The organism is Nocardioides sp. YIM B13467 (assembly GCF_042788075.1).
Classification (GTDB): domain Bacteria; phylum Actinomycetota; class Actinomycetes; order Propionibacteriales; family Nocardioidaceae; genus Nocardioides.
The window spans coordinates 646,415-671,095 of sequence record NZ_JBHZPJ010000046.1 but is presented as its reverse complement, the minus strand read 5'-3'; the positions used below and the strand labels follow the sequence as shown (position 1 = coordinate 671,095).

The 24,681-nt window shown below is 67.9% G+C and carries 22 protein-coding genes and 1 pseudogene; 6 read left to right on the top strand and 17 right to left on the bottom strand.

Features of this window, described 5'->3' with window-relative positions; genetic code table 11:
- Window positions 1-82: 82 nt before the first annotated feature.
- Entirely contained in the window at window positions 83-1,501 is a 1,419-nt protein-coding gene (locus ACFX43_RS10455) for an APC family permease (RefSeq protein ID WP_378820305.1), read from the top strand.
- A 111-nt stretch (window positions 1,502-1,612) separates the two neighbouring features.
- Complete coding sequence (locus ACFX43_RS10450) at window positions 1,613-2,908, top strand: class II 3-deoxy-7-phosphoheptulonate synthase (protein WP_378820302.1); 1,296 nt, start codon at window positions 1,613-1,615, stop codon at window positions 2,906-2,908.
- On the opposite strand, the pseudogene ACFX43_RS10445 reads toward ACFX43_RS10450, so the two are convergent.
- From ACFX43_RS10445 to typA, 12 genes and pseudogenes are all read right to left on the bottom strand, one after another.
- Window positions 2,892-2,996, bottom strand: a pseudogene (locus tag ACFX43_RS10445) (carboxyl transferase domain-containing protein); the annotation flags it as partial. The gene ACFX43_RS10450 and the pseudogene ACFX43_RS10445 sit on opposite strands and share 17 nt — an antisense overlap.
- On the bottom strand, window positions 2,984-4,102 hold the full coding sequence (locus ACFX43_RS10440; RefSeq protein WP_378820300.1) for an SIS domain-containing protein: 1,119 nt from the start codon (window positions 4,100-4,102) through the stop codon (window positions 2,984-2,986). The gene ACFX43_RS10440 and the pseudogene ACFX43_RS10445, both read right to left, overlap by 13 nt.
- Window positions 4,099-4,515 carry an ectoine synthase gene (locus ACFX43_RS10435; RefSeq protein WP_378820298.1) on the bottom strand — a complete coding sequence of 139 codons (417 nt, stop codon included), beginning with the start codon at window positions 4,513-4,515 and terminating at the stop codon, window positions 4,099-4,101. Before ACFX43_RS10435 ends, ACFX43_RS10440 begins: the two co-directional genes overlap by 4 nt.
- A 28-nt stretch (window positions 4,516-4,543) precedes the next feature.
- Window positions 4,544-5,857: a diaminobutyrate--2-oxoglutarate transaminase gene (gene ectB, locus ACFX43_RS10430; RefSeq protein WP_378820296.1), complete on the bottom strand. Its 1,314-nt coding sequence runs from the start codon at window positions 5,855-5,857 to the stop codon at window positions 4,544-4,546.
- Between the two features lie 111 nt (window positions 5,858-5,968).
- Window positions 5,969-6,469, bottom strand: coding sequence for a diaminobutyrate acetyltransferase (gene ectA / locus ACFX43_RS10425; RefSeq protein WP_378820294.1), 501 nt, complete (start codon window positions 6,467-6,469; stop codon window positions 5,969-5,971).
- 113 nt (window positions 6,470-6,582) lie between these two features.
- Complete coding sequence (locus ACFX43_RS10420) at window positions 6,583-7,581, bottom strand: LacI family DNA-binding transcriptional regulator (protein WP_378840830.1); 999 nt, start codon at window positions 7,579-7,581, stop codon at window positions 6,583-6,585.
- A 2-nt stretch (window positions 7,582-7,583) separates the two neighbouring features.
- Entirely contained in the window at window positions 7,584-9,050 is a 1,467-nt protein-coding gene (locus tag ACFX43_RS10415; RefSeq protein WP_378820293.1) for a glycoside hydrolase family 1 protein, read from the bottom strand.
- Window positions 9,047-9,877, bottom strand: coding sequence for a carbohydrate ABC transporter permease (locus tag ACFX43_RS10410; RefSeq protein ID WP_378820290.1), 831 nt, complete (start codon window positions 9,875-9,877; stop codon window positions 9,047-9,049). Before ACFX43_RS10410 ends, ACFX43_RS10415 begins: the two co-directional genes overlap by 4 nt.
- Window positions 9,874-10,866 (bottom strand): carbohydrate ABC transporter permease, encoded by a 993-nt coding sequence (locus tag ACFX43_RS10405; RefSeq protein ID WP_378820287.1) that lies wholly within the window; start codon window positions 10,864-10,866, stop codon window positions 9,874-9,876. Before ACFX43_RS10405 ends, ACFX43_RS10410 begins: the two co-directional genes overlap by 4 nt.
- A 3-nt stretch (window positions 10,867-10,869) precedes the next feature.
- The gene (locus tag ACFX43_RS10400) at window positions 10,870-12,162 is read right to left on the bottom strand and encodes an ABC transporter substrate-binding protein (protein WP_378820284.1); all 1,293 of its coding nucleotides are present in this window, start codon (window positions 12,160-12,162) and stop codon (window positions 10,870-10,872) included.
- Between the two features lie 160 nt (window positions 12,163-12,322).
- Complete coding sequence (locus ACFX43_RS10395) at window positions 12,323-13,156, bottom strand: ketose-bisphosphate aldolase (protein ID WP_378820281.1); 834 nt, start codon at window positions 13,154-13,156, stop codon at window positions 12,323-12,325.
- A 76-nt stretch (window positions 13,157-13,232) separates the two neighbouring features.
- Window positions 13,233-15,125, bottom strand: a complete 1,893-nt coding sequence (gene typA / locus ACFX43_RS10390; protein ID WP_160026809.1) for a translational GTPase TypA — start codon at window positions 15,123-15,125, stop codon at window positions 13,233-13,235.
- Window positions 15,126-15,224: 99 nt separating this feature from the next.
- Between typA and ACFX43_RS10385 the strand changes: the two genes are divergently transcribed.
- Entirely contained in the window at window positions 15,225-16,520 is a 1,296-nt protein-coding gene (locus tag ACFX43_RS10385; protein ID WP_378820278.1) for a M4 family metallopeptidase, read from the top strand.
- A 3-nt stretch (window positions 16,521-16,523) separates the two neighbouring features.
- On the opposite strand, the gene ACFX43_RS10380 is transcribed toward ACFX43_RS10385, so the two are convergent.
- Together ACFX43_RS10380 and ACFX43_RS10375 are read right to left on the bottom strand one after the other, a co-directional pair.
- Window positions 16,524-17,213: an aspartate/glutamate racemase family protein gene (locus tag ACFX43_RS10380; RefSeq protein WP_378820276.1), complete on the bottom strand. Its 690-nt coding sequence runs from the start codon at window positions 17,211-17,213 to the stop codon at window positions 16,524-16,526.
- Between the two features lie 94 nt (window positions 17,214-17,307).
- Complete coding sequence (locus ACFX43_RS10375) at window positions 17,308-18,051, bottom strand: SDR family NAD(P)-dependent oxidoreductase (protein ID WP_378820274.1); 744 nt, start codon at window positions 18,049-18,051, stop codon at window positions 17,308-17,310.
- A 146-nt stretch (window positions 18,052-18,197) separates the two neighbouring features.
- Here ACFX43_RS10375 and mshA point away from each other — a divergent pair, with 146 nt between their 5' ends.
- Together mshA and ACFX43_RS10365 are read left to right on the top strand one after the other, a co-directional pair.
- The gene (mshA, locus tag ACFX43_RS10370) at window positions 18,198-19,454 is read left to right on the top strand and encodes a D-inositol-3-phosphate glycosyltransferase (protein ID WP_378820271.1); all 1,257 of its coding nucleotides are present in this window, start codon (window positions 18,198-18,200) and stop codon (window positions 19,452-19,454) included.
- Complete coding sequence (locus ACFX43_RS10365; protein ID WP_378820268.1) at window positions 19,451-19,978, top strand: YbjN domain-containing protein; 528 nt, start codon at window positions 19,451-19,453, stop codon at window positions 19,976-19,978. The genes mshA and ACFX43_RS10365 overlap by 4 nt, the downstream gene beginning before the upstream one ends.
- Here the strand turns inward: ACFX43_RS10365 and ACFX43_RS10360 are convergent.
- Window positions 19,975-20,877: a DMT family transporter gene (locus ACFX43_RS10360; protein WP_378820266.1), complete on the bottom strand. Its 903-nt coding sequence runs from the start codon at window positions 20,875-20,877 to the stop codon at window positions 19,975-19,977. The two genes, ACFX43_RS10365 and ACFX43_RS10360, sit on opposite strands and share 4 nt — an antisense overlap.
- Before the next feature lie 200 nt (window positions 20,878-21,077).
- Window positions 21,078-22,061: a GlxA family transcriptional regulator gene (locus tag ACFX43_RS10355; RefSeq protein ID WP_378820263.1), complete on the bottom strand. Its 984-nt coding sequence runs from the start codon at window positions 22,059-22,061 to the stop codon at window positions 21,078-21,080.
- A 72-nt stretch (window positions 22,062-22,133) separates the two neighbouring features.
- On the opposite strand from ACFX43_RS10355, the gene ACFX43_RS10350 reads away from it, so the two are divergent.
- Complete coding sequence (locus tag ACFX43_RS10350; RefSeq protein WP_378820260.1) at window positions 22,134-23,471, top strand: MFS transporter; 1,338 nt, start codon at window positions 22,134-22,136, stop codon at window positions 23,469-23,471.
- A 93-nt stretch (window positions 23,472-23,564) separates the two neighbouring features.
- Here ACFX43_RS10350 and ACFX43_RS10345 read toward each other — a convergent pair whose 3' ends face one another.
- The gene (locus tag ACFX43_RS10345; RefSeq protein WP_378820258.1) at window positions 23,565-24,620 is read right to left on the bottom strand and encodes a hypothetical protein; all 1,056 of its coding nucleotides are present in this window, start codon (window positions 24,618-24,620) and stop codon (window positions 23,565-23,567) included.
- Window positions 24,621-24,681 lie beyond the last annotated feature (61 nt).

The following is a 24,681-nucleotide window of genomic DNA, read 5'->3' as shown; positions in this document are numbered from 1 at the left end:
TCGGAACTGAGTTTCGAACGTGACCAGGAAGGACATCATGACAACCCTGGCGAAAGAAGAAACACCCGAGTTGAAGAGAGTGATGGGGCCTTGGCTCCTTCTGCTCTTCATCGTCGGTGACATCCTGGGAGCCGGCGTCTACGCCGTCACCGGGACCATGGCCGGCTACGTGGGCGGCATCCTGTGGCTGCCGTTCCTGCTCGCCTTCGTGGTGGCCACCATGACGGCGTTCTCCTACCTCGAGCTGGTGACGAAGTATCCCAGCGCCGCCGGTGCCGCGCTCTACACGCACAAGGCGTTCGGCATCCACTTCCTCACCTTCATGGTGACCTTCGCGGTCGCCTGCTCGGGCATCACCAGCGCGTCGACCTCGGCCAACACGCTGGCACAGAACTTCTTCGGTGGTCTGGAGATCAACGGCTGGATGGACGCGCCCAGCGAGGGCGTCGTCACACTGGTCGCGTTGGGCTTCATGGTCCTGCTCGCGCTGATCAACCTGCGAGGCGTGGGCGAGAGCGTGAAGTTCAACATCATCCTCACCATCGTCGAGATGGTCGCGCTGTGCATCGTGATCGGCGTCGGCTTCTACGTGATCGCCCAGGGCAAGGCGGAGATGTCCGAGCTGGTCTCCTTCGACGACTACTCCGACATGGGCGTGGTCTTCGCGGTCACCGCGGCGACCTCGGTGGCGTTCTTCGCGATGGTCGGGTTCGAGGACGCGGTCAACATGGTCGAGGAGACCAAGGAGCCGGAGAGGATCTTCCCGCGCACCATGTTCATGGGCCTGGGTGCAGCCGCGCTCCTCTACATCCTGGTCGCGGTCTCGGTCGTCAGTGTCCTGACCCCCGGAGAGCTCGAGACGATCCGTGAGTCCGAGGGCCGGGCCCTGCTCGAGGTGGTCGCCAAGGGTGCTCCCGACTTCCCGATCGACAAGGTGTTCCCGTTCCTGGCGGTCTTCGCCGTCGCCAACACGGCGCTGATCAACATGCTGATGGCCAGCCGGCTCGTCTACGGCATGGCCAAGCAGCGGGTGCTGCCCAAGCAGCTGGGCGCGGTCCTGCCCGGCCGCCGCACGCCGTACATCGCCATCATCTTCACCACGGTGCTGGCGCTCTGCCTGATCTGGTACGTCTCCAGCGACCCGGACAGCAACATCGTCTCCAACCTCGGCTCGACGACCGCGCTGCTCCTGCTGTGCGTCTTCGCGATCGTCAACATCGCCTGCGTGGTCCTGCGCAACCGACGTGCCGACACCGACAAGGTGTTCTTCACCGCGCCGAGGTGGCTGCCGCCGCTCGCCGCGATCCTGTGCATCTACCTGGCCGGCCCGTGGGTCGACCGCGACGGGATCGTCTACGAGATCGCCGGCGGCCTCATGGTCATCGGCGTGATCCTGTGGGCCATCACCTGGCTCATCAACAAGTTCGCCAACAAGGACGACGAGCCGCCCCACTTCCAGGACATCGAGCACATGGACGTGAACCCCGAGGACGACAAGTAACGAAGGTGTCTTCGGTCAGGGCCGGCATACGAACTCTCGAGGACGTACGCCGGCCCTGTCGTGTCTGAGATGACTTCGTAACAACCGGGTGATCCGCGTACCCTGAGGCTCGTGAACGACGCCTTCCCCTCCCTCGAGCAGCTGCACGCCATCGGAGCCCTTCAGCAGCCGACCTATTCCGACCCGGCCGCGCTGGCCGCGGCGGTCGAGAAGCTGAGGAACCAGCCGCCGCTCGTCTTTGCGGGGGAGTGCGACCAGCTCAAGAGCTCGATCGCGGCCGCCGGCCGTGGTGAGGCGTTCATCCTGCAGGGCGGCGACTGCGCCGAGGTCTTCGCCGAGGCGACCGCCGACAACACCCGCAACAAGCTGCGCGTGCTGCTGCAGATGGCCGTGGTCCTGACCTACGCCGCCTCGGTCCCGGTCGTGAAGATCGGCCGGCTCGCGGGGCAGTACGCCAAGCCGCGCTCCTCCGACACCGAGACCCGCGACGGGGTGACCCTGCCGGCCTACCGCGGCGACGCCGTCAACGGCTTCGAGTTCACCGAAGAGTCCCGCATCCCCGACCCCCAGCGGCTGCTGGACGTCTACCACGCCTCCTCCTCCACGCTGAACCTCGTGCGCGCGTTCACCACCGGTGGCTACGCCGACCTGCGTCAGGTGCACACCTGGAACTCCGAGTTCGTGCGCAACTCGCCCGTCGGCGCGAAGTACGAGGCGATGGGCTCCGAGATCGAGCGCGCGATCGCGTTCATGGAGGCCATCGGCGCCGACCCGGAGGAGTTCCACCGGGTCGACTTCTACTCCTCCCACGAGGCGCTGCTGCTCGAGTACGAGCACGCGATGACCCGCATCGACTCGCGCACCGAGACGCCCTACAACGTCTCCGGCCACTTCGTCTGGATCGGCGAGCGCACCCGTCAGCTCGACGGCGCCCACGTCGAATACTTCCGCCACCTCAACAACCCGATCGGCTGCAAGCTCGGTCCCACCGCGACCCCCGACGACGCGCTCGCGCTGGCCGCCAAGCTCAACCCGAAGAACGAGGAGGGCCGGCTCACCTTCATCACCCGCTTCGGCGCGGGGAAGGTGCGCGACGGGCTGCCCGGGCTGGTCGAGAAGATCACCGCCGAAGGCGTCAACGTCACCTGGATCTCCGACCCGATGCACGGCAACACCTTCTCCACCTCCAACGGCTACAAGACCCGCCGCTTCGAGGACGTCCTCGACGAGGTCCAGGGATTCTTCGACGTCCACCACGCCCTGGGCACCGTCCCCGGCGGCATCCTCGTCGAGAACACCGGCGACGACGTCACCGAGATCATCGGCGGCGGCGAGGAGCTCGACGAGGCCGGCCTCGTGCACCGCTACGAGTCCGTCGTCGACCCGCNGAGGTCTTGTCGACCATGATGGTGAAGTCGGTGACCGCGGGGGAGTAGACGTGCCCGCCGGCGCAGTTGCCCATGATCAGGCTGATCTGCGGGATCACCCCGGAGGCGTGCNCAGCGAGATGATGCAAGTGTTGGCGCCGCGGGCCGCGACTTCCTTCACGTTTCCGCGGATGCTCAGGTTGACGTGTTCTTGTGTCGCAAGCGCAAAGACCGGTGTTCCTTCTTCAATCAGAGCGATTGTTCCATGCTTCAGCTCGCCGCCGGCGAAGCCTTCCGCCTGGATGTAAGAAATCTCTTTCAGCTTCAGGGCACCTTCGACACACACGAAGTAGTCAAGGCCGCGGCCGATGAAGAAAGCGTTTCTTGAAACAGTCAGGTACTCACGTGCGATCATTTCCATTTCGTCCTTCTGGTCGCAGAGGGCTTCCATGGCGTTTGCCGCAATACCTAATTCTTTGACCAAATCAAAACCGATATCAACGCCGTTGCATTCTGCTGCAACGGACGCAACGATCGCGAGGACGGCAATCTGAGCCGTATACGCTTTTGTTGATGCAACAGCGATCTCAGGGCCTGCGTGCAGAAGCAATGTGTAATCCGCTTCACGAGAAAGCGTTGATCCCGGAACGTTTGTAATTGTCAGCGCTTTGTGACCCAGCGCTTTGACTTGAACAAGCACGGCGCGGCTGTCCGCTGTTTCTCCGCTTTGAGAAAGGAAGATAAAGAGCGGCTTCTTAGACAGAAGCGGCATGTTGTAAGAGAATTCACTCGCTACATGCACTTCAACCGGTACGTTTGCCCACATTTCAATATATTGTTTCCCGACAAGACCGGCATGGTAGCTCGTTCCGCAAGCCACGANCACGCGCGGGTCGCCCGCCAGCCGGGCGATGAGGTCGCTGGTCCTGTGCACCTCGAAGATCGAGCGAACCTCCTGCGAGGCGGGTTCGATGATGGTGCGCTCGTCGGCCCGGGTCTCGGGGTCGTTGCTGAGCCGGTGCAGCTCGGCGCGCAGCTCGGCGACCTCCTCGGGCGTGATCAGATCGGGGACGGTCAGGTAGCCGCGCTCGTCGTAGGAGTCGAGCGTCTGCTGGTCCATCGGCCCGTCGGCGGCGGTGCCCCAGACGACCTTGTCCTGGCGGGGGAGCGTGCTGAAGCCCTCCTCGAGACGGGTGGGGTACACGTCCTCGGCGTGTTCGGTGGTAGCGGTCATGCAGTTACCTCCTTGGGTTCGGTGAGGAGCGGGTAGACGCCGTTCTCGTCGTGCACCTCCCGGCCGGTGACCGGCGGGTTGAAGGTGCAGATCAGACGCAGGTCGGTCGTGGCGGTGACGGTGTGCCTGTCGTGCTTGTCGAGCAGGTAGCACATCCCGTCGCGGATCTCGTACGTCTCTCCGGTCTCGCGGTCGAGGAGCTCGCCCTCACCGCCGACGCAATAGACGCACTCGATGTGGTTGGCGTACCAGAACTCGTTCGTCGTCCCGGCGGGGATGTTGGTCTCGTGGAAGGAGAAGCCGACGCCCTCGCGGGCCAGCACGATCCGGCGGCTGCGCCAGACGCCGTGCTCGGACTCGACGCGTACGTCTCGGTCGGTCTCGTCGAGGTCTTCCAGATAGGTGACGCGCATGTTCTCTCGTTTCAGCTGTCGGGGGTGGTCAGGCCGGGTCGCCGTCACCCAGGACGGACGCGGTGGCCTCCTCGAGGACGGCGAGACCGCGGGTGAGGTCCTCGGAGGTGATGGTCAGCGGCGGCATCGTCTTGAGCACCTCGTCCTCGGGTCCGGAGGTCTCGACCAGCAGGCCCAGCTCGTACGCCGCCGTCGCGATCTTCCCGGCCGCGCTGGCATCTGGGAAGGCGATGCCGATCAGGAGGCCGCGACCACGGACGGCCGCGCCCTCGTACCGCTCGGCGATCCTCGTCAGCCCCGCGCGCAGGTCGGCGGCCTTCGCCTGGACGTCCTTCTGGAAGGAGTCATCGGCCCAGTACCTCTCCAGCGCAGCCCGGCCGGTGACGAAGGCGAGGTTGTGACCGCGGAAGGTGCCGTTGTGCTCACCGGGCTCGAACTGGTCCAGCTCCGGCTGGATCAGAGTCAGCGCCATCGGCAGGCCGAAGCCGGAGATCGACTTCGACAGACAGACGATGTCGGGGGAGAACCCGGCCTCCTCGAAGCTGAAGAAGGTGCCAGTACGCCCGCAGCCCGCCTGCACGTCGTCGACGATCAGGATGATGTCGTACTCGCGGCACAGGTCCGAGAGCGCCTTGAGCCACTCCAGCCGAGCGGCGTTGAGGCCACCCTCGCCCTGGACGGACTCCACGATGATCGCGGCCGGCTTGTCGACGCCGGAGCCGCTGTCCTGGAGCACGCGCTCCAGCCACATGAAGTCGTCGACGGCACCGTTGAAGTAGTCGTCGTACGGGATCTTCGAGCTGTTGGTCAGCGGGATGCCCGCGCCCTTGCGCTTCATCGAGTTGCCGGTCACTGCCAGCGAGCCGAGCGTCATCCCGTGGAACGCGTTGGTGAACGACAGCACGTGCTGGCGCCCGGTCACCTTGCGGGCCAGCTTGAGAGCGGCCTCGACGGAGTTGGTCCCGGTCGGACCGGGGAACATCACCTTGTAGTCGAGGTTGCGCGGCTCGAGGATCAGGTCCGAGAAGGCCTGCAGGAAGTCCCGCTTCGCGCTGGTGTGCATGTCCAGCGAGTGCAGGATGCGGCCCTCGCGCAGGTAGTCGAGCAGCGGGTCCAGCAGCGCGGGGTTGTTGTGCCCGTAGTTGAGCGCGCCGGCTCCGGCGAAGAAGTCCAGGAACTCACGCCCGTCCTCGCTGGTGAGGGTGGAGCCCTGGGAGTGGGTCATCACGGCGGGCCAGCTGCGGCAGTAGCTGCGGACCTGCGACTCCAGGGAGTCGAAGATCGCGGTGCCGCCAGCGGCCTGAGGCGTGTCGGTATGGGCGGGTTCGGTGGTCGTCGTCATGGAAATGACACCTCCGTGTGTCGTCGATCCCGATTACGCGGGCGCACAACGCGCCCGGCGGACCGGGTGCGGTCGGATCGTGCGGACGGATCGTGCGGGCGGATCGTGCGGTCAGAACGGGCCGATGCGTAACAACAGCTCCGTGTCGTGCCCGTCCGGGAACATCGCGGCGTCGAAGAGCGGCGTGCGCTCGATCGGGGCGCTGCGTGCGTTCGCGAACGAGGTGAACAGCGCGATCGAGGCGCTGTTGTCCGCGGTGATGGTCGTCTCCAGGTGACGTATGCCCTGGTCGACGGCCAGACGGTCGACGAGCCCGTCGAGCATGCGGCGGGCCAGACCCTGGCCGCGGTGCCGTTCGTCGACGGCGACCTGCCAGATCATCAGGGTCTCCGGCTTCTCCGGACGCCGGTAGCCGGTGACGAATCCTCCTGGATCGTCATCGACGGTCGCGATGAGCGACGTCTCCGCGAAGTCGCGCGCCCACAGCAGGTAGGCATACGAGGCATTGACGTCGAGTACCCGAGATTTCGTTGCCATCCGCCACAGGTGCTGACCGTCCTCGAGGTCCGGTGAGCGGAAGTCGACTCGGGAAGCCGACTTCAGGCGGGGCACGCTGCCAGTCGAATTGCGATGTGGCATCGCGTCAGGACGCTAACAGCCCTGCGGCAGGTATGCCTGGGTCGCGTCCGCACTCCGATATGCGGGCGGACGAGCGGCGCGTCAGATCACGCAGACGTACGCCGCACCAGCTCGGGCGCGAAGACGACGCGCCGCGGGATGGTGGTGGTGCCGTCGAGCTGGGCGAGGAGGAGCCGGGCGGCCTCCTCGGCCATGTCGCCTATCGGGTTCTTGACCGTGGTGAGCGGGGGAGTGGTGCGCTCGGCGATGCCGAGGTCGTCGTAGCCGACGACCGCGATGTCGTCGGGGACGCGGCGGCCGGCCCGGCCGAGGGTGCGGAGCGCACCCGCGGCCATCAGGTCGGAGGCGACCATGAGGCCGTCGATGTCCGGATGGCTGCCCAGCAGGATCTCGCAGGCAGCCTCGCCGCCGTCCTCGGTGAAGTCGCCCTCGACGACCGCGTCGGCGGCGAGCCCGGCAGCGTCCAGGGCCGCCCGCCAGCCGGCCACCCGGTCGGCGCCCGCGCTCATGTCGGCAGGACCGGTGATGGTGCCGATCCGGCGGCAGCCGCGGTCGATGAGCACCTGGGTGACCTCGCGGGCACCGGCGAAGTTGTCGGTGTCGGCGTAGGAGACCCGGTGGGCGCCGGTCCACGGGCGGCCGACGAATGCCGCCGGCAGACCGAGGTCGGCGACGTGGTCGGCGAGCAGGTCGCTGCGGTGCGAGGAGACGACGATGGCGCCGTCGATGTGACCACCGCGCAGGTAGCGCAGCATGCGGTCCTCCTCCTCGCCCGGACGCGCGATCAGCAGGACCACCTGCAGGTCGCGCGACGAGAGGGCCCGGGTGACGATGCGCAGCGTACGGGCGAAGAACGGGTCGGCGAAGACCCGCTCATCGGCCTCCGGGATGACCATGGCGACCGAGTCGGTACGCCGGGTCACCAGCGACCGCGCCGCCGGGTTGGGGGTGTAGCCGAGGGTGCGGACGGCCTCGGCGACGGCCTCGGCGGCCTTCGCGGAGACGCGCGAGCCGCCGTTGATCGCGCGCGACGCGGTCGCCCGGCTGACACCAGCCAGCCGGGCGACCTCGTCGAGGGTGGGCATGTTCACGCGCGCGCCGGCACCCGGTTGTTCGCCGCCACATCGGCGAACCAGAGGCCGCTGTCCTTCGGCGTACGCACCTGGGTCTCGAAGTCCACGTGCACGATCCCGAACCGATGCGCGTAGCCGTAGCTCCACTCGAAGTTGTCGAGCATGGACCAGGCGAAGTAGCCGCGTACGTCCGCACCCTGCTCCATCGCGTCGAGGGTCGCGCGCAGGTGCTCGTCGATGTAGTCGAGGCGGGCGGTGTCGTGCACGGCGCCATCCTCCACCACATCATCGTAGTAGGCCCCGTTCTCGGTGATGTAGATGGGCGGGGCACCGTACTCACCGCTGAGCCGGGTCAGCAGCCGGGTCAGCCAGACCGGGTCGATCTCCCAGTCGCGGGCAGTCGTGGCGCGGCCCGTGCGCGGGGTGACGAACTCGGCGCCGGGGTAGGGGTTCCCCCGCGGCAGGTCGGAGTGCACGAGCCGACTGCCCAGCACCTGGTCGGGGTCGATCTCGAACGGCTCCGCCGCGATGGCGTTGCCGAAGTAGAAGTTGACCCCGAGCACGTCGAGCGGCGCGGAGATGACCTCCAGGTCGCCCTCGAGCACCCAGTCCTGCCACGGGCGGCCCTGGAAGGTCAGGCCCTCGGTGTCCGCGGCCAGGTCGTCGGCGTACTTGCCCCGGAACAGCGGGTCGAGGAACACCCGGTTGTGCAGACCGTCGATCCGCCGGGTCATGTCGACGTCCTCGGGACGGTCGGCGTCGTAGGGGTCGACGACCGTCGGGTTGAGGGTGATGCCGAGGGACTTCCCGTTCTCCGGCGTCGCGCCGCGGGCGCGCAGCTCGTTGATCACGAGGCCGTGCCCGAGCATGAGGTGGTGAGCCGCGACGATGCCGGCCACACCCTCCTGGCGACCCGGTGCGTGCTGGCCACCTGAGTAGCCGAGGAAGGCCGAGCACCACGGCTCGTTCAGCGTCGTCCAGTTGTCGACGCGGTCGGAGAGCGCGTCGTAGACGGTGGTGGAGTACTCCACGAACCGGTAGGCGGTGTCACGGCTGGTCCAGCCGCCCTGGTCCTCCAGCGCCTGCGGGAGGTCCCAGTGGTAGAGCGTGATCCACGGCGCGATCTCGGCCTCGAGCAGCTCGTCGACGAGACGGCTGTAGAAGTCGAGCCCCGCCTGGTTGACCTTCCCGCCATCGGGACGGATCCGCGGCCACGCCGTCGAGAACCGGTACGAAGCCAGGTTGAGGCGCTTCATCAGCGCGACGTCCTCGGGCACCCGGTGGTAGTGGTCGCAGGCCACCTCGCCGGTGTCGCCGTTGAGGATCGCCCCGGGCACCTTGGTGAAGGTGTCCCAGTTGCTGGGCGTACGTCCGTCCTCGTCGATGGCTCCCTCGATCTGGTAGGAAGCCGTCGCCGCACCCCAGAGGAAGTCCTGGGGAAACGTACGCTCGGCGCGGGCTGGGTTTGTCGAGAGATTCATCCCTTGACGGCTCCTTGCATGATGCCGGACACCAGGTGGCGGCCGGTGGCGATGAACAACAGAAGTAGGGGCACGGTCGCGAGGATCGTTCCGGCCTGGACCAGCGCCATGTCGGCATGCCCCTGTCCAGGCGCGACCTTGAGCGCGTCCAGCGCGGTCTGCAGGGTCTGTACGTCGGAGCCCTGCAGCACGATCAGCGGCCACATGAAGTCGGTCCACACCTGCATGAAGGTGAACAGGCCGAGGATCGCCATCGCGGGTCTCGCCGCTGGGACGGCGACGGTCCAGAACGTACGGATCATGGACGCACCGTCGACGCGGGCCGCGTCGATGAGCTCGTCGGGGATCGCGTCGACGAGGTACTGCCTCATGAAGAAGACACCGAACGCGGTCACCACCCACGGCAGGATCACGGCGGCGTGGGTGCCGGTCAGGCCGAGGTTGGAGAACTGCTTGAGCATCGGCACCAGCGCCAGCTGGGTCGGCACCGCCAGGGTGGCGACGACGAAGACCATCCCCGCGTTGGCACCGCGGAAGCGGAGCTTGGCGAAGGAGTAGCCCGCCAGGGTCGAGAAGAGCACGACCGAGGCCGCCGAGATCCCGGAGACGATGATCGAGTTGAGCAGCGCCGACCAGAAGTCGATCCGGTCGAAGACCCGGGCAGCATTCTCGAAGAAGTGCCCTCCCGGGACCAGCGGCGGAGGCGACTGGATCGCCCGGTGCCGGGTGACCGAGCCGATGACGAACGACCAGTACAGCGGGAACGCCGAACCCAGCAGGAATGCCGTGAGCAGGCCATATACGAGGAATCCAGGTCGTCTGCTCATCGAAGGCTCCTTCGTTGTACGGCCCGGGTGACCAGGAAGTTGACCAAGGCGATCCCCACGATGATGAGGAACAGCACCCAGGCGGCGGCGGCCGCACGGGGATACGGGTTGGTCGTGGACTGGGCGGTGTTGAAGACGTACATCGTCAAGGTCGTGTACTGGAAGTCGGAGCCGCCCTGGAAGCGCAGGTTGGTGTCGAAGATCCGGGGCTCGGTGAAGATCTGCAGGCCACCGATGGTCGAGGTGACGATGACGAAGATCATCGTCGGCCGGATCGAGGGCAGGGTGACGTTGAAGAACTGCTTCACCTTGGAGGCGCCGTCGATCTCGGCCGCTTCGTAGAGATCGCGCGGGATCGCCTGCATGGCGGCGAGGATGATCAGCGCGTTGTAGCCCGTCCAGCGCCAGTTGACCATGGTCGCGATCGCGGTCCAGCTCGCGAACCGATCGGCGTGCCACGGCACCTTCGGGAAACCGAAGCCGTCGAGCGTCTGGTTGATCAGGCCCGTGCCGTCAGCGAAGATCGCGCCGAAGATCATCGCGGACGCCGCAGGAGCGACCACGAAGGGCAGCAGGATGCTCATCCGCCACAGGGTGCGGCCCCGGAGCCGGGTGTCGAGCAGCGCGGCGAGGATCGTCGCCACGATGATCTGCGGCACCGAGGAGAGCAGGAACATCCCGATGGTGTTCCAGAAGGCCTTACGGAACACCGAGTCACCGAGGACGTGGGCGTAGTTGTCCCAGCCGACCCACGGACCGACCTCGGACCCGTAGGCGGGCCAGGAGAAGAAGGACAGGTAGCCGGTGTAGAGCATCGGGTAGAGCCCGATGACGAGGAACACGAGGAAGAACGGCGCGACGTACAGGTAGGGCGAGAACTTGAAGTCCCACCGGGAGAGCCGGTTACGCCACGCCTGGCGGCGGGGTGCTGCCCCGGTCGAGGGCGCCGGGGTGGCGTTCTCGACCGGGGCAGAGGTGGTGGTCGGCATGGATCAGGACATTCCTTCGACGCCCTCGACGAAGGTCGCCCACGACTTCTCGGGGTCGGTGCCCTCGTCCACACGACGGATCGCCTGCTGGAAGAGGCCCAGGATGTCGGAGTACTTGTCACCCTTGAACGGGACACCCGCCGGCACGGCCTCCGCGCGGCTGGCGAGGATCTGCGAGGTGGGGGCGTTGTTGAAGTAGGGGTCGGTGGCGTTCTCGTCGGCCAGGACCGTCTGCGCCTCCAGGTTGGCCGGGAAGTTGCCGGCCACCTTCGACGCGGCCACCTGGGACTCGGCGTTGGTCAGGTAGTTGGCGAACTCCTTGGCCTCGTCCTGGTGCTCCGACTGCGCCGGGACGGCGAGGTAGGAGCCACCCCAGTTGCCGCCGCCGCCCGGGAAGGCGTCGACGATGTCCCAGCCCTTCACGTCAGGCGCGGAGTCCTTGATGTTGGCGAACATCCAGCCCGGGCACGGGATGGTGGCGAAACCGTCGTTGGTGAAGTTGGCCATCCAGTCCTCGCCCCACTGCTCGACCTTCGTCGACTGGGTGGGGGCGTACTGCGCGACCGTGTCGTAGACCTCCCGGAGCTCCGGGTTGTCGACGTCGATCTTCTGGTCCTTGGTCTGGAAGGGGTACTCGACCTGGTTGAGCATCGCCTGGGCGATCGCGCCGCTGGAGTCGTACCAAGCCGTCTTCGGCATCTTCTTCTTGAACTGCTCGCCGGTGGCGAAGTAGGTGTCCCAGTCCTTGAAGAGATCCTTCACGGCCTCGCGGTCGCTCGGGAGGCCGGCCTTCTCGAAGAGGTCGGCGCGGTAGCAGAACGCCTCGGGACCGGCATCGGTCGGATAGCCGATCTGCTTGCCGTCGGCGGTCTGGCCCTCGAGGTACTTCGACTCCATCCAGCGGCTGTCGAGCTCCTTGTCGGTGAGATCGACGAACTGCTCGGAGGCGCCCTCGGCGACGAGCGCGGGCATCATGTCGCCCTCGATGCCGACGATGTCGGTGAGACCCTCGCCCGACTGCAGGCCGGTGGTGAGGCTCTGCTTCCAGGTGTCCCACTCGGCAACGACGGTCTGCTTGACCTTGAAGGGGCGATCAGGGTCGGCGTTCCACTGCTCGATGAGGTCGCCGTAGCCGAACTCGCTGAAGGTCGTGATGGTCAGGGTGTCGTCCTTGCCGAGCTTGGCCTGCTCGCCGGTGTCGTCGCTGCCGCCGCAGGCCCCGACGAGGCCAGCGACGAGAGTGGCGACCGCGCCAGCGGCTAGACCGCGGCGCCAGGACTTGGAGATCTTGGACACGGGGTGCTCCTGCACGTCTGTGTGGGGAGTGAGAGCGCTTCCACTCTCGGGACTAGGGAGAGTGTGAGTGTGCTCACACGTCTGTGTCAAGAGGCGCGGAGGTAACGATTTCGTGTGGTGTGGGAGCGCTTCCATCAAACTGGGGAAACGGCAGCCTCGGTCAGGCCGAGATGACGGTGAGCAGCCGGGCGGTCTCAGCGGCCATCGCGTCGCGGCCGGCAGCGAGGTAGCGGCGCTGGTCGACCAGGGCCGAGTCGGCTTCGAGGGTCTCGCGGACAGCGCCGGTGAAGGCCTTGTTGAGCTGGGTGGCGACGTTGATCTTCGTCATCCCGGCGGCGATGGCGGCTCGGAGCCCGTCGTCGCTCACGCCGGAGGAGCCGTGCAGGACCAGCGGGACGTCGACGGCGCGGCGGATAGCTGCGATCAGCGCCTCGTCCAGGGCCGCGTCGCGGGTGGTCATCTTGTGGCTCGAGCCGACGGCGACGGCGAGGGCGTCGACGCCGGTGCTGGCGACGAACGCGGCCGCCTCGGCCGGGTCGGTGCGTACGCCGGGCGCGTGGACGCCCTCCTTACCGCCGACCTCGCCGAGCTCGGCCTCGACGTGGGCGCCGCGGTCGTGGCAGCGGCGGGCGACGGCGGCGGTGCGGGTGAGGTTGTCCTCGTAGGGGAGCTGGGAGGCGTCGTACATCACCGACGAGAAGCCGAGATCGACCGCGATCCCGACCAGGCGCTCGTCGGTCGCATGGTCCAGGTGGAGCGAGATCGGCATCGTCGAGCCGGACGCGACCGCGATCGCGGCATGGGCCAGCGGCGCCAGGCCGCCGTGGTAGCGCACCGCGTTCTCGCTGATCTGCACGATGACCGGGCGGTTCGCGGTCTCGGCTCCGGTGGCTATCGCCTCGACGGTCTCCAGGTTGATCGCGTTGAAGGCGGCGACACCGCGGCCTTCCTCATAGGCCGACCTGATCAGCGAGGCGGTGGTCGTGAGGGTCATGGTCGAAGTGTCGCAGGCAGCCGACGACGAGAACGGCCGCCGACCCAAGAGGGTCGGCGGCCGTCACGAAAGCCGGTCAGGACTTGTTGGCCTTGCGGGCCCGCGAGGCGATCTTGGCGCGGTCGTTCTGGTCGAGGACGACCTTGCGGATGCGGACCATGTCGGGGGTGACCTCGACGCACTCGTCCTCGCGGCAGAACTCCAGGCACTGCTCGAGCGAGAGCTTCTTCGGCGGGATGAGCTTCTCGAAGTTGTCGGAGGTGGCGGAGCGGACGTTGGTCTGCTGCTTCTCCTTGGTGATGTTGACGTCCATGTCGTCGGCGCGGGAGTTCTCGCCGACGATCATGCCCTCGTAGACCTCGGTCGCCGGCTCGACGAACATGACGCCGCGCTCCTGCAGCGAGGTCATGGCGTACGCCGTGGCCGCGCCGGCCCGATCGGCGACGAGCGAGCCGTTGTTGCGCGAGCGGATCTCGCCGGCCCAGCGGTCGTAGCCCTCGGAGATGTGGTGGGCGATGCCGGTGCCGCGGGTCTCGGTGAGGAACTCGGTGCGGAAGCCGATCAGGCCGCGCGCCGGCACGATGAACTCCATGCGCACCCAGCCGGTGCCGTGGTTGGTCATGCCCTCCATGCGGCCCTTGCGGTTCGCGAGCAGCTCGGTGATGGCGCCGAGGTACTCCTCCGGCGCGTCGATGGTCAGGCGCTCGAACGGCTCGTGGATCTTGCCGTCGATCTCCTTGGTGACCACCTGCGGCTTGCCGACGGTCAGCTCGTAGCCCTCGCGGCGCATCTGCTCGACCAGGATCGCCAGCGCCAGCTCGCCACGGCCCTGGACCTCCCAGGCGTCGGGACGCTCGGTGTTGAGGATCTTCAGCGACACGTTGCCGATGAGCTCGGAGTCGAGGCGGTCCTTGACCAGGCGCGCGGTGACCTTCGAGCCCTTGACCTTGCCGACCAGCGGCGAGGTGTTGGTGCCGATGGTCATCGAGATGGCCGGCTCGTCGACGTGGATGAGCGGCAGCGCGACCGGGTTCTCCGGGTCGGCGAGGGTCTCGCCGATGGTGATGTCCGGGATGCCGGCGATGGCGACGATGTCGCCGGGACCGGCGATCTCGCCCGGCTTGCGCTCGAGGCCCTCGGTGATGAGCAGCTCGGTGATGCGTACGTTCTTGACCTCGCCGTCACGGCGCATCCAGGCGACGTTCTGGCCCTTCTTCAGGGTGCCCTGGTGGATGCGGACCAGCGCGAGGCGGCCGAGGAACGGGCTCGCGTCGAGGTTGGTGACGTGGGCCTGGAGGGGCGCGCCCTCGACGTACGTCGGAGCCGGGATCGTGTCCATGATCGTCTGGAAGAGCGGCTCGAGGTCCTTGGAGTCGGGCAGCTCGCCGTTGCCGGGCTGCTCGAGCGACGCGACGCCGGCCTTGCCCGAGGCGTAGATCACCGGGAAGTCGAGGGCGTCCTGGCTGTGGGAGTCGTCGAGCAGGTCCATGAAGAGCTCATACGTCTCGTCGACGACCTCCTCGATGCGGGCGTCGGGGCGGTCGACCTTGTTGACCACCAGCACGACCGGCATGTCGGCGTTGAGCGCCTTGCGCAGCACGAACCGGGTCTGGGGGAGCGGGCCCTCGGAGGCGTCCACCAGCAGCACGATCCCGTCGACCATCGACAGGCCGCGCTCGACCTCACCACCGAAGTCGGCGTGGCCGGGGGTGTCGATGATGTTGATCGTCATCCCCTCGGGCGCGCTCGGCCCGGTGTAGTGGATGGCGGTGTTCTTCGCGAGGATGGTGATGCCCTTCTCGCGCTCGAGCTCACCGGAGTCCATGACCCGGTCGGCGACCGATTCGGCCTCGTGCTCGGTGAACGTGCCTGCCTGACGCAGCATGGCGTCGACCAGCGTGGTCTTGCCGTGGTCGACGTGCGCAACGATGGCGACGTTGCGTAGATTGGCCTTGAGGATCTCGGACATGTGCGAAGCGGCTCGATTTCTGGCGCGGGACGGGACGTCTGATCTTATCCGCCGTGACCTCCTTGACCCGCATCCGGAGATGACGGTTGGCTGAGGCCCATGACTTCTCGGAAACACGTCTGCCAGATCGTGCCCCCGTATCTCATGCAGCGGCTCAACGCCGGCCGCCTCGACCAGGACAACGCGTTTCGAGCCGCTCGGGCCGAGCACCTGACCAGGGTTCTCGCCCAGCGCCCCGCCCCCGAAGCCGGCGAGACCACCGCCGAGGCCGGGGACTGGACGGTCTACACCGCGAACAACGGCACCGACCTGCCGGGGGAGAAGATCCGCGCCGCGGGTGAGCCGGAGTCGGGCGACGAGAGCGTCGACGAGGCCGCGACCGGCATCACCGGCTCGCTGGCTCTCTTCGAGGAGGTCTACGGCCGCGACTCCTACGACGGCCGGGGCATCGAGGTCGTGATGACGGTCCACTACGACCGCGACTACGCCAACGCCTTCTGGGACGGCACCCAGCTGGTCTTCGGCGACGGCGACGGCGAGATCTTCCAGCGGTTCACCAAGGCCGTCGACGTGATCGGCCACGAGCTCTCCCACGCGGTCACCGAGCATACCGCCGGGCTCGTCTACCAGGGCCAGCCCGGCGCGCTCAACGAGTCGATGTCGGACGTGTTCGGCTCCTGCCTCAAGCAGCGCCTCCTAGGCCAGAGCGCCGACGAGGCCGACTGGATCATCGGCGAGGGCCTCTTCACCGAGTCGGTCCAGGGCATCGGGCTGCGGCACATGCTCGAGCCCGGGACCGCCTACGACGACCCCAGCCTGGGCAAGGACCCGCAGCCGGCCCACATGGACGACATCTACGACGGCACCGACGACAACGGCGGCGTCCACATCAACTCCGGCATCCCCAACCGCGCCTTCGCCCTCGCCGCCAAGGCGATCGGCGGCAACTCCTGGGACGGTGCCGGCAAGATCTGGTACGCCGCACTGACCGGCGGCGCCGTCACCACCGACACCGACTTCGCCGGTTTCGCCGCGGCCACCATCGCCGAGGCCGGCGACCAGGCCGAGGCGGTCACCACCGCGTGGTCCGAGGTCGGTGTCACCCCGACGTCAGGGACGCCCGCACCCGACGGCGAGGGGCCGACCGTGGTGAAGGTACGCCGCAGCGGCGGGTTCCTGGGACGTACCAAGGAGGGGGTCGCCGAGCTCGCACCGTCGGCCACGCAGGTGGTCGCGTTGCGGAACCTGGTTGCCGGCGGCGCCGCTCCTTCCAAGCCGAAGGGCGCCGACCGCTACATCTACGAGTTCGAGGTCGACGGCCGGACCGTCGTCGTGCACGAGGGCGACATGAGCCCTGAGCTGCGCGCCGTCGCCAACGAGCTTCTGGAGAGCTGAGCCTCAGGGGAGGGCGCGGTCGAGCGCGGCCTCGACGTGCACGGTGATGGCGTCGAGGATGGGTACGTCGACGTCGGTCGGCCGCACCAGGAGGCTGAGCTCGGAGGCGCCGAGGATGACGCCGTCGGCACCCGCGTCCCACAGCTCGTGGACGACCTCGAGGACCCGCTTGCGCGAGCCGGACACGACGTTCCGGTGGATGAGCTCCTCGTAGATGATCGAGTCGAGCATCTCCACGTGAAGGGTGTCGGGCAGGTTCACGTCGACGCCGTGGTCGGAGATCCGCTGGGCGAAGAAGTCGTTCTCCACGGTGTAGCGGGAGGCGAGGAACCCGGCCTTGGTGATGCCGAGCTCCTTGGCCTTCGAGGCGAGCTCGTCGGCCAGGTGCAGCACGGGTACGTCGACGGCGGCCGCCACCTCGTCGTAGACCTTGTGGAAGGTGGTGGTGCACAGCAGGATGAAGTCGGCGCCGCCGGCCACCACGCTGCGGGCCGCGGTGATCAGGATCTCGGCGACCTGGTCCCAGGACTCCTTCTCCTGCAGTGCCGTCAGCTCGGCCAGGTCGACGGAGGCCAGCACGATCTTGGCGGAGTGGAGACCGCCGAGCCGCTCCTGGACACCCTTGTTGAGTCCCTCGTAGTAAGCGGCGGTGCTTTCCCAGCTCATGCCGCCGATGAGTCCGATCGTCTGCACGTCATCGAGTGTGACACCGTCGGCTGTTGCGTACTGAATCCTCGGCGTCGCTCAGGCCTGGACTAGACCAGGTCAGAGGCCGGATCAAGGGCGATCAGCCCTCGCGGTGCACCTTGTGCGGGGCCGCCTGGGCGCGCGGCTTGATGACGAGCTCGTCGATGTTGACGTGAGCCGGACGGGTCGCCATCCACACGATGGCGTCGGCGACGTCCTCGGCCACCAGCGGGTCGGCGACGCCCTGGTAGACCGCGTCGGCCGCTGCCTGGTCGCCCCCGAGACGTACGAGCGAGAACTCCTCGGTCTGGACCATGCCCGGGGCGATCTCCATGATCCGCACCGGCTTGTCGACGATCTCCAGGCGCAGCGCCTCGGTGACCGCGCGGGTGCCGAACTTGGCCGCGTTGTAGCCCGCGCCGCCCTCGTAGGCGCGACGGCCGGCGATCGAGCCGACGTTGATGACCGCGCCGGCGCCGGAAGCGATCAGCGCGGGGAGAAGCGCCTTCGTCACCCGGGTCAGGCCGATCACGTTGACCTCGAACATCGCCTGCCACTTGGTCAGGTCGGCCTCGGCCACCTTGTCCACCCCGAAGGCGCCGCCGGCGTTGTTGACCAGCAGGTCGAGACGGTCGCCGACCGCCTCGACGAGCGCGGCGACGGAGTCGTCGGAGGTGACGTCGGTCGCGATCGCGGTGCCACCGATCTCCTCGGCCAGGGCCTCGATCCGGTCGGCCCGGCGAGCGGCGAGGAAGACGTGGTAGCCCTCCTTGGCGAGCTGGCGGGCGGTGGCCGCGCCGATCCCGCTCGAGGCGCCGGTGACGACAGCATTCTTGGACGACATGGAGTCATTCTCTCGTCGCTCGCTCGACTTTGCCCACCGGGTCCCACGATCGAAGACGATCCACGCGGGTTCACGCGCCCGGGAATGATGAGTGAGATCCGAGTGTTGAGAGACGGGACCATCGGCATATACACAAAGGGGCAGGAATGATCCACCGCGTAGCGATGGTCAGTCTGCACACCTCTCCGCTCGACCAGCCCGGCACCGGCGACGCCGGCGGCATGAACGTATACGTGCTCGAGCTCTCCCGGCGGCTGGCCACCCAGGGCATCGCGGTCGACATCTTCACGCGCGCGACCTCCTCGCGGCTGCCGCAGGTCGTGGAGGCGTACGACGGGGTCGCTGTCCACCACGTCCACGCCGGTCCGTTCGAGGGGCTGGCCAAGGGTGACCTTCCGGGGCAGCTGTGCACGTTCGCGCGCGAGGTGCTCCGCGCGGAGGCGTCCAACCCGCCGGGCTACTTCGACGCAGTGCACTCCCACTACTGGCTCTCGGGCCAGGTCGGTGCGCTCTCCCGCGACCGCTGGGGCGTGCCGCTGGTCCACTCGATGCACACGATGGCCAAGGTCAAGAACGAGGCGCTCGCCGAGGGCGACTGTCCCGAGCCCGAGGCCCGCGTGATCGGCGAGGAGCAGGTCGTCGACGCCGCCGACATGCTGATCGCCAACACCGACCTCGAGGCCAAGCAGCTGATCAACATGTACGACGCCGAGCCAGGCCGTGTCGCCGTCGTCCATCCCGGGGTCGACCTGCGGGTCTTCCGTCCGCGCGGGCGGGCCGCGGCGCGTGCCGCGCTCGGGCTGCCGGCCCGGGCTCACGTGCTCCTCTTCGCCGGTCGCATCCAGCCGCTCAAGGCTCCCGACGTACTCCTGCGGGCGGCCGCGGTCATGCTCGCGCGTGACCCGTCGCTGCGCCGCAACCTCGTCGTGCCGATCGTCGGCGGTCCCTCCGGCTCCGGTCTGGAGCACCCGACGGGCCTGGCCGATCTGGCCGCTGAGCTGGGGATATCCGATGTGGTCCGGTTCGTCCCGCCGGTGCGCCAGGACAAGCTCGCGCTCTGGTACTCCGCAGCCTCCGTCGTCGCCGTCCCCTCCTACAACGAGTCGTTCGGCTTGGTCGCCGTCGAGGCCCAGGCCTGCGGCACGCCCGTCGTCGCGGCCGCGGTCGGCGGCCTGACCACGGCAGTGCACCACGGCCGCAGCGGGCTCCTGGTCGACGGGCACGACCCGGCGCAGTGGGCCGACGCGCTCACCAACGCCATCGCCTCCCACTCGCGCTGGTCGGCTCTGGCCGACGGCGCCCGCGAACACGCCCAGGACTTCTCCTGGGATCTCACCGCACGCAATACGCTCGAGGTCTATGAAGAGGCCAAGATGCTGATGCGTGAGGAGCTGACGGCATGACCGTAGATGCGCGGACCGATCAGGAAGAGGTCGTACGCGGCTGGCTGAAGTCCAACGACCTGACCTGGGACGAGACGTCCCAGCCGGGTGGCGAGGTGGTCTTCTCGTTCTCGCTCCCGGGCGAGCGCAAGCTGCAGACGCCGGTCCGGCTCGACCTGGGGCAGCACGCCCTCGGCGTACATGCCTTCGTCTGCCGCCGTCCGGACGAGAACCACGAGACCGTCTACCGCTGGCTGCTCGAGCGCAACCTGCGGCTCTACGGGGTCTCGTTCGGCCTGGACCGGCTCGGCGACATCTACCTCGACGGCCGGCTGCCGCTCGCGATGGTCGAACCGGGCGAGCTCGACCGGCTGCTCGGCTCGGTCCTGACGTACGCGGACGAGTCCTTCAACACCATCCTCGAGCTCGGCTTCGCCTCTTCGATCCGCAAGGAGTGGGAGTGGCGCAAGCTCCGCGGTGAGTCGACCGCCAACCTCGAAGCCTTCCGGGGCTGGCTCGAGGCGACCAAGGACCCGACGGACTAGCGCGGCTGGCGCCGGGTGATCAGAACACCCGCGATGCACATCGCGCCACCGACGAAGGCGAGCGCGGGCGGCACCTCGTCGAGCACCAGCCACGCCATCAGCGCGGTGATGAACGGCACCAGGAACGTCGACTGCGCGAACTTGCCGGCATCGGAGTGGGACAGGGCATAAGCCCAGGTCACGAAGGCCAGAGCGCTCGGGAAGAGGCCGAGGTAGACGATCCAGCCGATGTTGCCGACGCTGATGTCGGGGAGCGTGGTCGCCAGCTCGAACGACCACGGCAGGCAGATGACGAGGCCGGCGATGGCGTACCAGAACGTCAGCAGCAGCGCGCTCATCGTCGGCAGCAGCTTCTTCTGGGTGAGGACGCCGACCGCGAAGGTGAGCGCGGCGACGACCGAGAGGGCGACGCCGATCCAGTCGCCGGTGTCACCGTTGGCCGAGGCACGGCCGATGACGACGACCCCTGCGAAGCCGACGCCGGTGCCGATCAGGATCCACCGGTGGATCGTCTCCTTGAGCACGAGGCCCGCCAGCAGCGCCACCACGATCGGGCCGACCTGCACGATCAGCGCCGCCGTCGCCGCGTCGATCCGGCGCTCGGACTCGTTGAGCGCCAGGTTGTAGACGCCCAGCCAGGACGCACCGCCCAGCGCGATCAGCGGCCATTCCTTGCGGGTCGGCAGCCGGAACCCGCCCTTCAGCGCGAGGTAGGCACCGAGCGCCGCCACCATCACCACCAGCCGGCCCAGCGACAGGCTCCCCGGCGGGACGGTGTCGCCCAGGTGACGGATCCCCACGAACGCCGATGCCCACAGAACCAGCGTGATCCCACAAGCGATCAGTGGCTTCCAGATCGGCGTGGTCGCAGCGGGCGCGGGGCTAATCGTCGTCGTCACGATAAAAGGGTAAAGATCCACGCCCCGGAGCGCGAGCGGATATCAGCCAAGGATGTTCGACATCCCGCCATCTAGCCCTGGCCGAGGCGTCGGCAGCGTCGGCCGAGACGTCACGCGCGTCGGCCGAGAGGTCAGGGTGGTGCCGTTTCGGCCGACCGGAGCGACGCTTCGGGCGACCGGGGTGACGCTTCGGCTGGGGGTCAGCCGCGGAAGGTGCGGCGGTACGCGGTGGGGGTGATGCCGAGGGCGGCGTGGAAGTGGAGGCGGAGGGACTGGGCGGTGTTGAGGCCGCAGCGGGCGGCGACCTGCTCCATCGAGAGGTCGGTGGCCTCCAGCAGCGTGCGGGCGAGCTCGATGCGCTGACGCTGCAGCCAGCGGCCGGGGGAGTCGCCGGTCTCGTCGCGGAACCGCCTGGTGAAGGTGCGTACGGACATCGAGACCTGGGCCGCCATCGCCTCCAGGGTGAGGGGCTGGTCGAGATGGGCGAGGGCCCAGGCGGTTGCCGCCGAGATGCCGGTGTCGCCGGGGGCGGGTGCGTGGTGCCGGATGAACTGGGCCTGCCCGCCGTCGCGGTGGGGAGGTACGACCGTCACGCGGGCGACGCGGTTGGCGACCGCGGCGCCGTGGTCGCTGCGTACGACATGCAGGCAGAGGTCCAGGCCGGAGGCCACGCCGGCGGAGGTGAGGATGTCACCGTCGTCGACGAAGAGTACGTCCGGGTCCAGCTTGACCTGCGGAAACAGGGCGCGGAAGTCGTCGGTGTGCGACCAGTGGGTGGTCGCCGGGCGGCCGTCGAGGAGCCCCGCTGCGGCCAGCGCGAAGGCGCCGGTGCAGATCGACATGATCCGGGTGCCGGGCCGGATCATGTCGAGCGCCTCCTTCAGCGGCGCCGACAGGACCCCGTCCGAGACCGTCGGGTAGTCGAGGCCGAACTTCGGGATCACCACGGTGTCCGCGTCCGCGAGCGCCTCGGGGCCGTGCGGCGCGAGGACGACCACGTCCGAGTCCGACTGCACCGGTCCGGGGCCGCCGGTGGTGCAGGTGACGACCTCGTAGAGCAGTCGGTCCTCGCTGTCGCGGGCCCTGCCGAAGATCCGGTGCGGGATGCCGATCTCGAACGGGATGAACCCGTCCTGGATCAGCACCGCGACCCGATGCGGGGAAGCCACCCATGCGTCGCTCATGGCTGGATCTTACCGATAGATGTCAATCAGGCCACTGTTCGGTGGGGGCGCGCACGCGAAACGATTGCTCACATGACCCTTCGACAGGCTCAGGACACCGCCCAGACGACGACCCCGCCGCCTGCCGGCCGCATCTCCGCGCGCCGCCCCCGCATCCACCCGGCCTGGTGGGTGGCCGCCATCGCGTTCGTGACCATCGTCGGAGCCGCGGCCTTCACCGCGGCACCGGGCCTCCTGGTCGGTCCGCTGCACGAGGAGTTCGGCTGGTCGCGCGGCACGATCGGCGTCGGGATCACGCTGCAGCTCGCGCTCTACGGTCTGACCGCGCCGTTCGCCGCCGCTCTGATGGACCGCTTCGGGATCCGTCCGGTGGTCGCCGTCGCGCTCACCATGATCACCCTCGGCTCGCTCGGCACCGTCTGGATGAGCGAGTCGTGGCAGTTCGTCCTCGGCTGGGGCGTACTCGTCGGCGGTGGCAGCGGCTGCATGGCGCTCGCCTTCGGAGCGACCATCACCACCCGCTGGTTCGACAAGCGACAGGGCCTGGTCAGCGGTCTGCTGACCGCCGGCGGCGCTTCGGGACAGCTGATCTTCCTGCCGGTGCTGGCGATCCTGATCGGGGAGTTCGGCTGGCGGGCCGCCTCGGTCACGATCGCCCTGGTAGCCGCCGCGGTGATCCCGTTCGTGTTGCTGCTGCTCCGCGACTACCCGGCGGATATCGGCCTGGCGCCCTATGGCGCCTCGCAGATCGTGCCGCGACCCGCACCGGCGACCGGCGCCGCGCTACGGACCGTGCGCGTTCTCGGGATGGCGATGCGTACCAAGGCCTTCTGGCTCCTCGCCGGTGCCTTCGCGATCTGCGGAATCACCACGAACGGGCTGATCAGGACCCACTTCGTGCCCGCCGCGCACGACCACGGGATGGCCACGGTCGCGGCCGCCTCGCTGCTCGCCGTGATCGGGATCTTCGACGTCGCCGGGACGATCTTCTCCGGCTGGCTCACCGACCGCTTCAACCCCGTGGTGCTGCTCGGCGTCTACTACTCGCTCCGAGGGATCTCGCTGATCTTCCTGCCGATGCTGCTCTCGTCCGAGGTCCACCTGCCGATGGTGTTCTTCATCGTCTTCTACGGCCTCGACTGGGTCGCCACCGTGCCACCCACGCTCGCACTGTGCCGCGAGGTCTGGCCCGAGGACGCCCCGATCGTCTTCGGGTGGGTCCTCGCCTCCCACCAGGTCGGAGCCGGCCTGGTCGCCTGGGTCGGCGGCGTCGTACGCGACGTCACTGGGTCCTACGACCTGGTCTGGTACGCGGCCGGCGCCCTGTGCGCCGCCGCCGCGCTGATGTCGCTGGTGGTGCCACGGGGCGCCTTGGATGCTCACCGAGGTATCTCGGTCGAGGCTCCCTGACCTCGCGTAGCTCCGTGAAAGGAGCGACCGCGAAACCTCTACCGCCAAGTGACAGCCCGTTTCGTACGCCCGGACTACAGGGCTACGGCAAGGTCATCGCAGCACGAGCGCTTCTTGCGTCAGCTCCTGCGTGGAGCCCTGCGGGGAGGCGGTAGCCGTCACCGGCTCGTCCAGCTCGGGCGCAGGGACCGCGACAGAGACGACCTGCGCCCCGGTTGTCCCTTCCGGGATCGTCACCGTCGGGGGAAGTGAGTAGCGCGGACTGCTGCTCGAGAGGCGTACGACGAAGTTCCGCGGTGCCGGGTATCTCGTGTACACACCGACTCGCAGCTGACGCATGCCGACATCCGGAGCCACGCTCTCCACGGAGAGGAGGGAGAGCCCGGGGTAAAACTGGATATCACCGAGGATCTTTCCCGAGCCCTTGAGACGAACCGACGCGAACTGCGGGTGAGCTGAGGTGCCGAACGAGATGGGGAACGGAGCCGAGGACCGCTTCGCCGGCACGGTCACGCTGGTCGGCACGTGGAAGAACGACGGGACCTGATTGCTACCACTGGCAGGGTCAAGCTCCAGGTAGACGGTCTTGGGCACATCCAGTACGCACGTCAGACTCACAGTTCCCGAAGCCGCCGGCCCGGCGTACACAAGGTGCGGGGTGATGATCGCCTTCACGTTGCACGCCTCGGCACTGGCTCTGATCAGCGGCGTCGAGGCAACCCATCGCGATGTGCGTTCCAGCCGTGCCTGAACCTTCGCCCGCACTGTGGTCGGCCTGTAGTTCGTATAGAGCGTGAACGTCGCCGTGCGGTGCCTCGCCTTGACGGTGACGAACGTCGCGCTCGGGTAGATGTTGGGTTGATGATCGGACTTGAGGAAGACGTTCTTCCGGCTGCGCGGCGCACAGGTGAGCAGCACTGTCATTCGTGTCGAGGTGCCGCTCACGATCGTCGTCTGTGCCGCTGTCAGGCTCTTGATCCTGGGGGCGCATGCGGCCTCGGCGGAAGACGTGGTCGATACGACCGAACCGATCGGCACAAGTAGCGCCGCGAGCGAGAACATGAGCAGGAGGGCCGACCGTCGCATCGTCGCGTACCTTTCATCCGGCACCGCGGGAATGCGGGCTGCCGACGGCATGCTAAGCAGCACGATCCGACCGTGAACATGGCCCGTTCGAGCTATGCAAAGAACGACGTGGGAGTCCCGGGGT

Coding starts and splice junctions, on each gene's coding strand:
- mshA (WP_378820271.1), top strand. CDS start 18,198: ATGATCCACCGCGTAGCGATGGTCAGTCTGCACACCTCTCCGCTCGAC.
- ACFX43_RS10420 (WP_378840830.1), bottom strand. CDS start 7,581: ATGCCCACCCTCGACGAGGTCGCCCGGCTGGCTGGTGTCAGCCGGGCG.
- ACFX43_RS10355 (WP_378820263.1), bottom strand. CDS start 22,061: ATGAGCGACGCATGGGTGGCTTCCCCGCATCGGGTCGCGGTGCTGATC.
- ACFX43_RS10415 (WP_378820293.1), bottom strand. CDS start 9,050: ATGAATCTCTCGACAAACCCAGCCCGCGCCGAGCGTACGTTTCCCCAG.
- ACFX43_RS10410 (WP_378820290.1), bottom strand. CDS start 9,877: ATGAGCAGACGACCTGGATTCCTCGTATATGGCCTGCTCACGGCATTC.
- ectB (WP_378820296.1), bottom strand. CDS start 5,857: ATGACGACGACCACCGAACCCGCCCATACCGACACGCCTCAGGCCGCT.
- ACFX43_RS10455 (WP_378820305.1), top strand. CDS start 83: ATGGGGCCTTGGCTCCTTCTGCTCTTCATCGTCGGTGACATCCTGGGA.
- typA (WP_160026809.1), bottom strand. CDS start 15,125: ATGTCCGAGATCCTCAAGGCCAATCTACGCAACGTCGCCATCGTTGCG.
- ACFX43_RS10395 (WP_378820281.1), bottom strand. CDS start 13,156: ATGACCCTCACGACCACCGCCTCGCTGATCAGGTCGGCCTATGAGGAA.
- ACFX43_RS10350 (WP_378820260.1), top strand. CDS start 22,134: ATGACCCTTCGACAGGCTCAGGACACCGCCCAGACGACGACCCCGCCG.
- ACFX43_RS10435 (WP_378820298.1), bottom strand. CDS start 4,515: ATGCGCGTCACCTATCTGGAAGACCTCGACGAGACCGACCGAGACGTA.
- ACFX43_RS10365 (WP_378820268.1), top strand. CDS start 19,451: ATGACCGTAGATGCGCGGACCGATCAGGAAGAGGTCGTACGCGGCTGG.
- ACFX43_RS10385 (WP_378820278.1), top strand. CDS start 15,225: ATGACTTCTCGGAAACACGTCTGCCAGATCGTGCCCCCGTATCTCATG.
- ACFX43_RS10405 (WP_378820287.1), bottom strand. CDS start 10,866: ATGCCGACCACCACCTCTGCCCCGGTCGAGAACGCCACCCCGGCGCCC.
- ACFX43_RS10375 (WP_378820274.1), bottom strand. CDS start 18,051: ATGTCGTCCAAGAATGCTGTCGTCACCGGCGCCTCGAGCGGGATCGGC.